Origin of the sequence: Chryseobacterium formosense (assembly GCF_900116415.1) — a bacterium.
In the GTDB taxonomy this organism is placed as follows: Bacteria; Bacteroidota; Bacteroidia; order Flavobacteriales; family Weeksellaceae; genus Chryseobacterium; species Chryseobacterium formosense.
Map to the genome: position 1 here is coordinate 23,592 of NZ_FPAP01000008.1, position 13,265 is coordinate 36,856.

General features: G+C 33.6%; 16 protein-coding genes. 10 read left to right on the forward strand and 6 right to left on the reverse strand.

Going from position 1 to position 13,265, the window contains the following annotated elements:
* The first annotated feature begins 119 nt into the window (after window positions 1–119).
* Window positions 120–1,283: a thioredoxin family protein gene (locus BM371_RS19660; RefSeq protein ID WP_034679690.1), complete on the forward strand. Its 1,164-nt coding sequence runs from the start codon at window positions 120–122 to the stop codon at window positions 1,281–1,283.
* A 199-nt stretch (window positions 1,284–1,482) separates the two neighbouring features.
* On the opposite strand, the gene BM371_RS19665 is transcribed toward BM371_RS19660, so the two are convergent.
* The gene (locus tag BM371_RS19665) at window positions 1,483–2,505 is read right to left on the reverse strand and encodes a 3-oxoacyl-ACP synthase III family protein (protein ID WP_034679693.1); all 1,023 of its coding nucleotides are present in this window, start codon (window positions 2,503–2,505) and stop codon (window positions 1,483–1,485) included.
* 75 nt (window positions 2,506–2,580) lie between these two features.
* Between BM371_RS19665 and BM371_RS19670 the strand changes: the two genes are divergently transcribed.
* The 6 genes from BM371_RS19670 (at window position 2,581) to BM371_RS19695 (ending at window position 7,813) form a co-directional block, all read left to right on the forward strand.
* Entirely contained in the window at window positions 2,581–3,480 is a 900-nt protein-coding gene (locus BM371_RS19670; RefSeq protein ID WP_034679695.1) for a magnesium transporter CorA family protein, read from the forward strand.
* A 273-nt stretch (window positions 3,481–3,753) separates the two neighbouring features.
* Window positions 3,754–5,340 (forward strand): patatin-like phospholipase family protein, encoded by a 1,587-nt coding sequence (locus tag BM371_RS19675; RefSeq protein WP_034679698.1) that lies wholly within the window; start codon window positions 3,754–3,756, stop codon window positions 5,338–5,340.
* 112 nt (window positions 5,341–5,452) lie between these two features.
* Window positions 5,453–6,118, forward strand: coding sequence for a DUF4919 domain-containing protein (locus BM371_RS19680; RefSeq protein WP_034679701.1), 666 nt, complete (start codon window positions 5,453–5,455; stop codon window positions 6,116–6,118).
* 93 nt (window positions 6,119–6,211) lie between these two features.
* Window positions 6,212–6,586, forward strand: coding sequence for a hypothetical protein (locus BM371_RS19685; RefSeq protein ID WP_034679704.1), 375 nt, complete (start codon window positions 6,212–6,214; stop codon window positions 6,584–6,586).
* Between the two features lie 3 nt (window positions 6,587–6,589).
* Window positions 6,590–7,084 carry a DUF2199 domain-containing protein gene (locus BM371_RS19690; RefSeq protein ID WP_034679706.1) on the forward strand — a complete coding sequence of 165 codons (495 nt, stop codon included), beginning with the start codon at window positions 6,590–6,592 and terminating at the stop codon, window positions 7,082–7,084.
* A gap of 219 nt (window positions 7,085–7,303) precedes the next feature.
* Window positions 7,304–7,813, forward strand: coding sequence for a hypothetical protein (locus BM371_RS19695; protein ID WP_034679708.1), 510 nt, complete (start codon window positions 7,304–7,306; stop codon window positions 7,811–7,813).
* A 104-nt stretch (window positions 7,814–7,917) separates the two neighbouring features.
* Here BM371_RS19695 and BM371_RS19700 read toward each other — a convergent pair whose 3' ends face one another.
* The 4 genes from BM371_RS19700 to BM371_RS19710 form a co-directional block, all read right to left on the reverse strand.
* Entirely contained in the window at window positions 7,918–8,472 is a 555-nt protein-coding gene (locus BM371_RS19700; protein WP_034679710.1) for a DNA-3-methyladenine glycosylase I, read from the reverse strand.
* A gap of 76 nt (window positions 8,473–8,548) precedes the next feature.
* Window positions 8,549–9,154 (reverse strand): EamA family transporter, encoded by a 606-nt coding sequence (locus BM371_RS19705; RefSeq protein ID WP_449384788.1) that lies wholly within the window; start codon window positions 9,152–9,154, stop codon window positions 8,549–8,551.
* A 62-nt stretch (window positions 9,155–9,216) separates the two neighbouring features.
* Window positions 9,217–9,447: a hypothetical protein gene (locus BM371_RS20845; RefSeq protein WP_228376818.1), complete on the reverse strand. Its 231-nt coding sequence runs from the start codon at window positions 9,445–9,447 to the stop codon at window positions 9,217–9,219.
* A 90-nt stretch (window positions 9,448–9,537) separates the two neighbouring features.
* On the reverse strand, window positions 9,538–10,068 hold the full coding sequence (locus tag BM371_RS19710) for an NAD(P)H-dependent oxidoreductase (RefSeq protein WP_034679714.1): 531 nt from the start codon (window positions 10,066–10,068) through the stop codon (window positions 9,538–9,540).
* A gap of 89 nt (window positions 10,069–10,157) precedes the next feature.
* Here BM371_RS19710 and BM371_RS19715 point away from each other — a divergent pair, with 89 nt between their 5' ends.
* Complete coding sequence (locus BM371_RS19715; protein ID WP_034679716.1) at window positions 10,158–10,514, forward strand: winged helix-turn-helix transcriptional regulator; 357 nt, start codon at window positions 10,158–10,160, stop codon at window positions 10,512–10,514.
* 52 nt (window positions 10,515–10,566) lie between these two features.
* Here the strand turns inward: BM371_RS19715 and BM371_RS19720 are convergent, their stop codons facing one another.
* Entirely contained in the window at window positions 10,567–11,010 is a 444-nt protein-coding gene (locus tag BM371_RS19720; RefSeq protein WP_034679792.1) for a hypothetical protein, read from the reverse strand.
* A 203-nt stretch (window positions 11,011–11,213) separates the two neighbouring features.
* Here BM371_RS19720 and BM371_RS19725 point away from each other — a divergent pair, with 203 nt between their 5' ends.
* Window positions 11,214–11,852, forward strand: coding sequence for an alpha/beta hydrolase (locus BM371_RS19725; RefSeq protein ID WP_034679719.1), 639 nt, complete (start codon window positions 11,214–11,216; stop codon window positions 11,850–11,852).
* A gap of 87 nt (window positions 11,853–11,939) precedes the next feature.
* A complete protein-coding gene (locus tag BM371_RS19730; protein ID WP_034679722.1) occupies window positions 11,940–13,265 on the forward strand; it encodes a retropepsin-like aspartic protease in 1,326 nt (441 codons plus the stop codon).

The window sequence follows — 13,265 nt, forward strand, 5'->3', positions numbered from 1 at the left end:
TAGCATAAATTACTACGGATTTATTTTTGGATAATTTTTAATGCTTTTATCTTATTTTCATCAAAAAGAGAATAATTATTTAACTTAATTATTACATTTGTATCCAACAAAAAAAATTCATGAAAAAAACAGCGATATTATCACTCCTGTTCTTTGCAGCACTTGCATTTGCACAGGGAATTAAATTTGAAGAAGGCAGCAACTTCAAAACTATTTTAGCAAAAGCAAAGAAAGAAAACAAACTTGTTTTTATTGATGCCTATGCCGTTTGGTGCGGACCATGTAAATTAATGGTGAAAAATATTTTCCCTTTAAAACCTGTTGGTGATTATTACAACGAACATTTCGTAAATGCAAAAATCGACATGGAAAAAGGTGAAGGAATTGATCTGGCCAAAAAATACAATGTAAAAGTATTTCCTACCTATCTTTTCATCAACGGAGACGGTGAAGAAGTTCACAGAACCATCGGATATGTTGAAGAAAAAGATTTCATCCAGTTTGCAATGGATGCAGGAGATCCAAACAAAAGACTGACTGCTTTGAAACAAAAATTCGAAAAAGGCGAAAAAGATCCTGAATTTTTATTAAATCTTGCCAATCTTATTATTTATAATGACACCGATTTTTCTAATAAAGTAATCGAGCGTTATTTTGCTGCTAAACCTGAATTTAATCAGGATAACCTTGGTCTTCTTTTTCAGGCAATGAAGAGCACGGATGGTGCAGCTTACAAGGTTTTTACAGAAAGAAAAGCTGATATTACAAAAATGCTTCCTGAGCAACAATATGCTGCAATGGATAAAAATGTAAAAGTAAATACGGTAATGGCAAAAGCTTACAATACCGATACAAAAAAATGGAATGATACATATTTTCTTGCTGAAAGCCAAAAATTTCTTACAAAAGATGAGTCTGAAAAAATCTTAAAAAGAGCGAAAGCTAGCAGAGCTTTGAAAGATAAGGACATTGCAACTTATGAAAAGCTAACACTTGAGCTTAATCAGGATGTTTCGGCTTTAAATGCAGATCAGTTAAACTCTTTAGCATGGAATTTCTTTGAAAACGTTACGACAAAATCTTCTTTGGAAACTGCCGTAAAATGGGCACAGGAATCTGTAACGAAAAAAGAAAGCTATGCCAACACAGATACTTTGGCGAACCTTTACAATAAAATCGGTGATAAGAAAAACGCTAAAATCTGGGCACAAAAATCAGTGGAGCTTGGGAAAGCTGCTGGTGAAGATACCGCAGATACAGAAAAATTATTAAACAGCCTGTAAGCTTTTAATTTTAAAATATGAAAAAGTCCGCTGAAAATATTTTCAGCGGACTTTTTGTTTTATTATCTTAACTTTACTTTTAGTTAGTTCGAGTAGCGAAGCGTATCGAGAACTTCCGATTACATATCAAATTTCTCGATACAGTTTTTTGTAAAAAATTACTCTAAATGACGTACTTCAATTTTATTCTATAAAAAGATTAATACTCAAACAAAACACTTCCCCAGGTAAACCCGCTTCCAAAAGCAGAAAGAAGAACCAAATCTCCCCTTTTGATTTTGCCCAATTCTATCGCTTCACTCAAAGCAATCGGAATAGAAGCTGCTGTTGTGTTTCCGTACTTCTGAATATTATTGTGGATTTTTTCATCAGGCAATCCAAATTTCTGCTGTACGAACTGAGCAATTCTCAAATTTGCCTGATGCGGAATAAACATATCCAGATCTTCAATTGTTTTTCCGGCTTTATCCAAAGCTTCCTGCATGGTTTCAGGGAATCTGGTTACGGCATGTTTGAAAACAAAATTTCCGTTCATGATCGGGTAAACTTCTTTATTGGTCACATTTTCCGGTTCTTTTCTCATTCTGTCACTCCAACCGAACTTAGATCCCGGAAACTGAGTGCATAATTCATCGGCAAATTTTCCTTCAGAATGCATATTTACGGCCAAAATATCTCCCGCATTTTCATCTTCCGTTGCAGAAAGTACAATCGCTCCTGCTCCATCTCCGAAAATCACAGAAACTCCTCTTCCTTCATCAGAAAAATCAAGTCCGAAAGAATGAATTTCAGCACCTACAACCAGAATATTTTTATAGGTTCCTGATTTAATAAAAGCATTCGCAACACTCATCGCATAGACAAAGCCCGAACATTGGTTTCTTACATCCAATGCTCCGATGGTATCGCAACCCAACATATCCTGCAACAAAACGCCGCATCCAGGGAAATAATAATCCGGTGAAAGTGTTGCAAAAACAATATAATCGATATCTTTTGCTGCTAAACCAGCGTGCTGTAATGCTTTTTCTGAAGCTTTGAAACCTAAGTATGCTGTAGTTTCCTGCGCATCATTTCTATTTTCTCTGTGCCTCCTTTCTTTAATTCCGGTGCGCTCGGTAATCCATTCATCATTGGTGGTCATCAGTTTCGCTAAATCATCATTGGTAACAACATGATCCGGAACGTGAAATCCGATCCCCTTTATTGTACTTTTAATCATATCGATTTTCTAATTTTGGTAAAGATAAAATTTATTTAATACATACAATTTCAATTTTTACAGTAAATTTACTTTATGCCAATAGAAACAATTTACAGAGATTCGGGATGCGAATGGATAGACGTGGAAGCGCCTACTGCAGAAGATATGAAATACCTTCACGAACGCTACGAAATCAACAATCTCCTTCTTGAAGATACTTTAGATCCCAATCATTTACCCAAGTATGAGGAAGATGGAAATGTGAAATTTTTCCTTTTGCGTGAAAGTACCGAACTGGAAAGAAAAAACCTGAACACGATAAGCGATATCAGTACCAAAATTGGAATTTTCCTTTTAGATAATACGATTATTACGGTTCATAGAATGAAGGCATTGAGTATTTCTGAAACCAAGAAAGAACTTTCATTACATCAGGAAGTTTGTTCTCCGGGAAAAATCGCTTTAAAAATCGCTTTGGTCATCATGAAAAGCTTTGACGATGAATCTTTGAGTTTATTTGAAACCATGGATAATATCGAAAACGAGATCTTCCTTAAAAATACCAATCACACCAATCAGATTCGCAGGCTTTATAAATTAAAAAGAAAATCAGGCTTGAATTCGAGGGTTTTGACTGTTTCTACCGATGCTATTGATAAGTTTAAACTGCTCAATCTTCCCGATTCTGAATTTGTAGATTTAAAAGATAAGCACAAAGATGTTGTTGCCGATTTTGATCATTTAAATATTCAGATTACCAACCTTATTTCAATGTTTCTTGCGTTGTCTGATCAAAAAGCGAATCAGGTGATGAAAGTTCTGGCAATTTATTCGGTTTACTTTTTACCCATCACATTTATTGCCGGTTTGTATGGTATGAACTTCGATAATATGCCTGAATTACATACCAAGCAAGGATATTTTTATACTTTAGGTGTAATGGGATTAATTGTGATTATTACTTTTATTTATGCCAGAAGAAAGCAATGGTAAGATATTCCCGCAGATTTAACAGATAACGCAGATTTTTTTCATTCATTTATCTGCAAAATCAGCTCAATCTGCGAGAGAAAAATTATATAGGTTAAACGCAAAGACACAAGGAAATTTATAAAACTTAAAACTATTAAGGCGCAAGGATTTTATCAAGATAAATTGATTGAGAATATTTTGAAAATCTTTGATTTTCTTGCGCCTTATAACAAAATAATTTCACCAAAAACTTTGCGCCTTTGCGCTTAACCAACAAAACACCAAACCAAAATCATGAAACCCGAAATCCTCCAAAAAATCCTTGATGAAAATGTACTTTCTCAGGAATCCAAAGAAAAATTGAAAGCACTGCACGAAAATATTTCGAACAGAGAATTCTCTGACCTTCTGGATGCTGAAGGAAATCAATATATAGAATTTGTACAGGAAGGAGGCGGAGTTTGGGGAAGTGCGTTGGTTGGTTATTTGTACGGCTTGGAAATTTTTGGAATCCGTTTTCTGAAAGTTGCCGGAACCAGCGCAGGAGCCATCAACACCATGCTGATTGCTGCCTGCAAAACCAAAGAAGAAGCCAAAAGCGAAATCATCAAAGAAATATTATTCAACTGGAATTTTGCAGATTTTATGGATGGAAAAAGCTATGTGAAAAGTACCATTCATGCAATGCTCAACAACAAAAATTTCTTTAAAATAAATTTGATCATCGCTATTATTCTCACCATTGGATTGGTCACTTTACCTTTTATTTTATCTTCTGAAACCACAAGTGAAGCCAAACTTTACTTCTTGATTCCGCTTGTTCCTTTGATTATCATTCTTTTAATCCTCAAAAAACTTTATCACAATTTCACAAAAAGCAACAGCGGACTGAATCCCGGAAATGTTTTTGAAGAAACAATGAAAAAAGTGCTGGATGATTTCGGAATTAAAACGGTGGCAGAACTCAACAAAAAATTTATTCAGAAAGACCATAAACTCAATCTTAATTACCGTTACGGCAACGGTATGGAATTTTACACCAACGCTCTTAACGGAATTGAAGAAATCAAGATGAATAATCTCGAGCACATCGATGAAACCCGATATAGAATATACTTTGAAAGCGCCGAAAACAATGATTATTATAAGAACAATCCGTTTTATCAGCTCAAATCTGAATACATTGTCGTTACGACCGACATCAATGCCAAAATAAAAGTTGAGCTTCCTACGATGGCCAATTTATATTGGTCTGAAGAAGAGCTGAAACACATCAGTCCGGCAGAATTTGTCCGTGCCTCGATGTCTGTTCCTTTCTTTTTCGAACCGATGCAAAAGCTCATCAACAAAGACGATGATTCGGTAAAATACGCCTGGAAATTCTGGATGAACACTACGAAAGAAAATATTTTCCCTGTCGGAATTTTTATCGACGGCGGAAGTATTTCCAATTTTCCGATTGATGTCTTTCACATGAACGATATTTTTTATCCGAGACTTCCGCTATTCGGTGTACAGCTCACAAGCGAGTCTGACATACTGAAGGAAAAAGGAAAAACCAGCGAACAAATCATGAGAACTCCCCTTTCCTACACCGGAAATATCATTGATACTTTGCGTGGTTTCAACGATAAATCTTTCCTCACCAAGAACTCATTCTACAATCTCTACAGCATAAAAACCGTCAACTGCGGAACGAGCAACTGGCTGAATTTCTTCATGAAAAGAGAAGAGAAAGAACAGCTTTTCAATGCCGGATTTGTTGCCGCCCTCGATTTCCTCAACCAATTCGACTGGACGAAATATAAATACGAACGCATGATGGTTGCCATGAAAGAGAAAAAGATTTTGAAGGAAGAGGATACGCCGACGGTGGGGTGATTTGGGTTGGAGAGTAAGATTTTTTTTAGTGTTGATGAGTTTTTTTTAGTTTTAATTTAAAAATATTAGAATCAGAAATTTTCTAGTATTTTTGAGAATAATTAATAATAGTATGAAAAAAATTACCTTTTTGTTTTTACTGATTCCTCTTTTAATCTTTAGTCAGAGAAATTTTGAATATAAAAAAGATTTCGAAAATATACTTAAAGAAACAAAGGATAAAAACTCAAATTTAAGCTACGATAAATTACTGGATAGATTTAACAAAATTGATACGACACTTAATGACAAACAAGTCTTAGCATTACTAATTAGTTTTACCGATAATGCTCATTATAAACCTTATAAAGATTTAGAATTTGCCAGAAATTTATACAAACTAAACGATGACCAAAAATTTGATGAGGCAATTAAAGAAGGTAATAAATTCATTACTAATCATCCATTTGATTTAAAAACTTTGTTTGAATTGTCATACGCTCATTATAAAAATGGTAATCAGACATTAGCAGATTCTTATCTTATGAAAACTACTATGATTTTCAAAGCTATGATTTACAGTGGAGATGGAAAATCTATTGATACTCCCATGTTTGCTTTAAATCCTTCAGATGGACAAGACTTTATAAGAAAAGCATTCGGAACAAAAATTGGAAAAATGGCTTCTGGAAGAGATAAAAATGGATATTTTGTTGATATATTGGAAATGAAAGATGGAGAAGACAGTCAGATGCTATATTTCATTATTCCTCATGCTACAAAGAAAATGTTTGAGTAATTACGAGCAAGCTATTGAGATTCCTTCTTCGTCGGAATAACATATTTTGAATCATCACTTTGTCGTTTTAAATCTAACAACATTTATATAATAATGCCTACCAAAATTGACTTACGAGAATCTTTAAACATTCCTATTTCAGAAACTACAACTTTAGAAGAAAAATTTCAAAACCAGACTTTACGTCCTATTTTAAAATTACAGAATGATTTGTATCTTTCGTTTTTTACAAATTATGCAACTCGACAAAATGCCGATTTCAATCTGTTATCTACAGCGAAGAAAAATTTGTTTATTGAACAAAGTCTACAAAACGATTTGGTATTAAAAAACACTCTTATTGGAATGACGATTGGTATGTTTATTTTAGAGGAAATGAAGATCTATAATTCTGACAGTAAGGTTTTTAATAAACGAATTATTACGATGTTAATTGAACGTTTGAAAAGTCAAATTGAGAAATATTAAAATATGAAATACATCTGCTCATGCTGTGGCGAAGAAAAAGAAGAATGGCCCGCAATTGCCTATGATTCACCATCTCTGTATATGGATCTTTCTGATGAAGAAAAGAAAAATTCTGAATTAACTTCTGATTTTTGTATCATCAGATGTGATACTGAAACCTTTTATTTTATACGAGCAGTTCTCATACAGAACGTGATTGATGGTTGCCAAAATCTTGAATACGGAGTCTGGGTTTCTCTAGGCGAAAAAAGCTTTAATGAATATGTTGATAACTATGATAATAAAGAATTTACTGCTGTTTATTTCGGATGGTTAGCTAATTATTTGCCTGATTATGACTATGATTCCGTCCCAACAAATGTAGAAGTAGACAATTCTTTAGGGCGACCATTGGTTCTTCCGCATAGTTCTCATGACGACCGTTTCGTGAGAGATTGTTATGATGGAATTTCTGAAGAAGAGGCGGAAAGGAGAATTAATCTGATTTTGAACAAATAGTATGAATTGGGTTATTCGAAGCATAAAACGGTTAAATTCCACACTAATTTAAAAGAAATTTTAAAGCCAATTGTAATAAATACTTTGAGACTCCGCCTTCGTCGGAAAGACAATGTTTAAAAGTGATTTACTCGTTTTTATCACACTATGGAATTAATATAAAAAAAAATGAAACTATTTCATTATCTTTACACTACCAACCACAAAACTAAAAACCCTATGAAAAGTTCAATCCTTTTATTCTTTGTTCTTACATTCTTAAGTTTCAGTAATTTTTGTCAGGCTCAAAAAATTTCCGATGGTGAGAGTATTGATGTAAACGGAATGAAGGTAAGCTTCAATCTCACCAATAAAGAAAGCATTGATGTTCACGGAAAAGCATTTGACCGATATAAAGTTTCGGCTTCCGTTAAAAATAATTCTGATAAATCTTATAATATCCGTTTAACTTCTTATCCGCAAATCGTTACGAATATCGGAATTGTAGAGCTGGACTGCATCAACGCAACAGGAGCAAAGCTGACTTCAAAAAAAATTCAGCTTAAAATGAAAGCGCAGACCATTAATGTTTCATATTCTGCTTATGATAAATCTGGAAAAATGACGACCAGTATTCTTCCTGTTATCGGAAGTTATTATTTTGATGCGGGAGACACGATTAATGATGATGCAATTTTTATCGTTCCACAGGGTGAAAAACCTGATGTTACAGTAAGAAATCTTAGATAGTTTTAATTTCGGCGGCGGCTTTGCCGCCGCCGAAATTAAAACTACAAATAAAAGAATCTAAAATTTTACAAAATTTTAGATGAAAATTAAACTCAAGCTCAACCCTAATCTAAATTTTTCCACATCGGATTATGCTTCAGAATTTCATCATGTACAGAACATCCTTCTGCATGAGCTCCTTTTAAATAACCAATGCTCATCAGAAATTCATTCACGATTTCTCCGCCTGTAAATTTAAATGTCTTTTTAAAAAGTTTCATCCATTCCGGTAAAGTCTTTGGATGATGATGTTCGAGCCATTTTTCAAACGAGCCGAATTCCTGTTGTAGCTGAATAATGGTTTTTGCGTTTTCGATCGCAGCGTTTACTTTTAATTTATTTCTGATAATCCCGGGATCATTCAGTAATCTTTCTCTGTCTTCTTCTGAATAAGAAGCCACTTTTTTAATATCAAACTGATCGTAAGCTTTTCTGAAACTCTCTTCTTTTTTTAAAATAGTTTCCCAGCTCAAACCAGCCTGATTGATTTCCATAATTAATCTTCCAAAAAGCTCATTGTCATTATGAATCGGAAATCCGTAATGATTATCGTGGTAGTTTTTATGTAGTTCTTTCCTGCTTTCAGGTTGCATTCTTTCAATCGCTGAACAATAACTCATTGTAACAAATTTTACGATAAAGTTAATATAAACTGTTGACAACTGTTTGTCAGTAGGCTATTTTTTATAATTAAATTTAAAAAGCTTCCTCAGTTTTCAACCTGAAAATTTCTTTTGCATTAAACACAATAACTGCAATAAAAATAATTGAATACGATACGATCTGTAAAAGTCCGAGTGATTCATGAAAAACAGCTCCCGCCAAAATAAATGCAATAATCGGATTGATATTTAAAATCATTCCAACTTTAGAAGAAGCTATTCCCGATAAAGCATACAGATTTAGTAATAACGGAACAATTGTATACATTACAGCGATAATTTCGACATACAGATAGAATTGAAAATCTGACGGAATCGGTCCAGAATAGGCTGGGAAAAAAGGCAATAAAATAAATGATGCTAAAATCATATGAAAGTTCAGTATCAAAAATTTATCAAATTTAGAATTGATACTTTGAATGATCAGATAACACGCATAAGTAGCCCCAATAACACTGCTATAAGCCATATCAATCAAATTCGAATATGAAAGCAAAACACAACCAACCGCACTCAGAAAGACTGAGAGCCATTGTAATTTTGTAAGCTTTTCTCGCAGGATAAAAAATGCCAGAATCGTTGTAATAATCGGGCAAACAAGATAGGCAACAGAAGTTGCTCTTACACTGATATGATTCATTACATAAATAAATGAAAACCAGTTTCCGGTGAGCAAAATGCTACTCAGAATATTTAATCCGATTACTTTCTGCTTATTTTTTTGTCAAAACCTTTGAAAATTTTCATATTCTCTTTCAGCTTCGTTCGTCTGAATAGCAATGATACCACCGACATAATAACCGCACAGCTGAAAACCCTGTAAAAAAGAATGTCTAAAGAAGCATAATCATGTAATGGCTTTAAGACCAGACTAAATGTACCCCAAGTGGCAAAAGCAAAAATGGCAGCTAAATAATATTTAAGATTCTTCAAATGAAGTTTAGGTTTTATTGATTTAAAATGAAACAAAGATAAAGCAAACTGTCGACAAAAGATTATCGACAGTTTACTTTAGATGAATGTTTACAGATTATCGATAAAATTCAAATAAAGAGGAACGCTTTTTTCAATCCATTCTTTAGAAACATTATGCTCCAGACCATAATAAACAAAAGGCTTCTGATAATCGGCTTTCACATACTCAAAGCTCAATTCAAACGGTCTCGTAAATTCTATCACCGTATGTCTATACTTTCCATCAGCACTGAAATCTTCGTTATCCACACCTGCAGATATTGCCAAAGCAACCTTTTTTCCACCCACTTTATATCCGCTTTTACTTCCGTAAGCCCAGCCGTGCAAAAGAACTTCATCAAACCATTTCTTAAGCAAAGACGGACTGCTGAACCAGTAAAACGGAAACTGGAAAACAATTTTATCATAGGCTTCAACTAGTTCCTGTTCTTTTTTAATATCAATAATTTCATCAGGATAATTTTCATACAATTGATGAAGCTTGTATTTTTCAGGATATTTATTTAATTCTTCCACCCATCTTTTGTTGATTAAAGATTCCTCCATTTTAGGGTGTGTTACTATAATTAATGTTTTCATATTTTAAAATTTCTTTTACAAAAATAATAGCCGTAACTTACATTTACGATATTAGCAACCCATTGTATGGTACTATAAAAAATGTAAGTATGACTAAAATAAAAGAAACCTCAACCAATTTTGCCAACAAAAAAGCGCTCACAGACGAATGTCCGGAACTCTATGCATCAAAAATGATAGGCGGACAATGGTCTCTCGCTATTTGCAGTTATTTAATCAACGGAAAACTGAGATTTGGCGAATTAAGAAAAAGCCTGGGAAACATAACAGAACGAATGCTCACACTCCAATTGCGAAGATTGGAGGAAGATAAAATTATTACAAGAACGGTTTTCGCAGAAGTTCCGCCCAGAGTTGAGTATGAATTAACAGAAATCGGTTACAAATTAAAACCCGTCATTGAAGAACTGGAAAAATGGGGAATTATGCACAAGGAAAGTATCTAAACAAAAAAACCTCCGAAAAATCCGGAGGTTTTATATATATAATTTTATTCAATTATAATTCAAGAAAGCTGTGTGCAACTGCAACCTCTTTCGTTCCGCTTCCTTCGATGGTATCTGTTTCTGCAATCTCACCATCGATATAGATGGATACGATCAGTTTAGAATCAGCATTCAGAAGGTTTGCATTTGCAGCTAAATTCAACTGCGACTGGCTTGAGTTTACAAAAAACTCACCGCTCGTCCATACCAAACCAGGAGAATCATATAAAGTTTCCTGCTTAATTCCTACCTGACTTACAATGGTTTTGAAAGTGCTCACAGGAGGAGTTGGAGCCGTACCTCCGTTAACTATTTTTGCTTCAAATTGTACCAGGTGATCCTGAAACTGATCTTCTTCATCATCTTTACAAGAATTAAAAACAGAAGCTACTGAAAGTAATATCACTGCTAAAAATGAAAGTCTAAGTAAATTTTTTGATTTGTAAAATTGCTTCATTTCTCCAAATAGATTTTTTAATGTTTCAAATATAGGTTTTTTATCAATATAAAAATAACTTTTATGTAAAATTTCCAATAAAGATTTCTAAATAATATCAAATCAACAAAAGACTTTTACGCAGTTATTTATATAGATTTCAAATATTTTAAGTTCATTAATTATCAATTAAAAAATCATTCATTAATAATTATATTTGCTGTATGAATTTAGATTACATCGTAAGAGAACCCGAAAATATTACACCCGATACTTCCATCCTATTTATGCTTCACGGTTACGGAAGCAATGAGCAGGATCTTTTCAGTTTCAGAGAAAGCCTTCCGGAAGACTGGATCATCGTGAGTTTCAGAGCTCCAAAAACCACTCAGTTTGAAGGATACTCATGGTATGATATCGATTTTAATAACCCTGAAAAATTTATTGACATCGATCAGGCAAAAGAATCATTAGCGGCAGTTACTGAAAACATCATGAAAATTGTAAACAACTATGGTCTTACGACTGGTAAAACACATTTGTGCGGTTTCAGCCAGGGTGGGATTTTATGTTATGCCTTATCTTTGCAATATCCTGATTTATTCAGTAAAGTGGCCTGCCTAAGCTGTTATCCTGAAGAAAAGCTGCTTACTGACATTGTAAAAGACAAAAAGAAACTTCAAAATCTGCGTTTCTTCGTTTCTCACGGAACCGATGATGCCATTATTCCTTTGGAGTGGGGAAGAAAAGCAGCAGACATGCTTTATGATCTGAGCGCATATTTTACGTTCAGAGAATATATGAGCGGTCATGGGGTCAATCAGAAAAACTATATCGATCTGATGGAATTCTTCTCAAAATAACATTTTTTAAGATTTTCAAAATAATAAACATTCTTTCCGAAGAATGTTTTTTTTGTTACATGTGATATATTTTACTAAATTCAGTAAATGAAATCATGGTTTTTAATATCAATTTTGTTTTTGAGCATTTTCATGAATGCCCAGAATAATTTTGAAATAAAAAACGCCAGAAAAGTTGTTATTCCTTTTAAGTTTATCAATAATCTGATCTTTATTCCGATGACTGTAAACGGAGTTGAGCTCACATTTCTTCTGGATACCGGAGTCGCCGAAAACACAATTTTCAGTTTAGAAAATAAAGAAATGACACTTCCCTCAATGGAAAAAATGAAATTTTCAGGATTAGGAGGAAATGCAAGCATTGAAGGTTTTAAATCTGACCGTAATATTGCCAAGATCGGAAACCACATCGTCAATAATTCATTAATGCTTTACATCATTCTGGATGAAGATTTTAATATTTCTCCACATGTTGGAATTCCCGTCAACGGTATTTTAGGTTATCATTTTTTTAAAGATTATCCCATAATCATCGATTACAGCTCAAAGAAAATAACTGTTTTTAAAGATCAACAGTTATTTCTAAAAAAAGTTCAAAAATTTGATGAACTGCCTATTTCTATTGAAAAAAGTAAACCTTACATTGATATCGAGGTAGAAATGACCAATGAAAAGAAAACATCAAAACTTCTGATTGATCTTGGCAATAGTGATGCAATCTGGTTATTTCCGACTCTGATAAAAGATTTTGTTTACAATCGTCCGAATATTGAAGATTTTTTGGGAAGAGGTTTCAACGGTGATATTTATGGAAAACGAAGCCGCATCCATAATTTTTATCTGGGTGGTTTTAAATTTGAAAAACCTTTGACCGCAATGCCCGATGAATATTCTATTCAGCATCTAAACTTAGTGAAAGACAGGAAAGGTTCTCTCGGAGGCGATATTATGAGAAGATTCACCGTCGCTTTCGATTATCAGAACGAAAAATTATATCTTAGAAAAAACAGAAATTATGATGATCCTTTTCATTTTAATATGAGCGGACTCGATTTTAAGCAAGACGGGCTTCAATGGGAAAAAGATTATTTAACGTTCAGAACTTTAAACGAAAAATCCACCGCCGGAAACGGTGAATTATACAATAGTAATCTGCAGTATAAATTTATTTTAAAACCCTTGTTTTCAATCGCCGGAGTTCGAAAAGATTCTCCAGCTTACAAAGCCGGACTCAAAAAAGACGATAAATTAATCGTTATCAACGGAAGAAAAACCGCTGATATGACCTTAAACAAGATTATGGAGATGATGAAATCGGAAGAAGGCAAAACAATTAGCATGACTATTGATAGAAAAGGCGTGGAACTGAAATTCTCCTTCACATTAGAAGACCCAATCCCTTATCAAGAATAA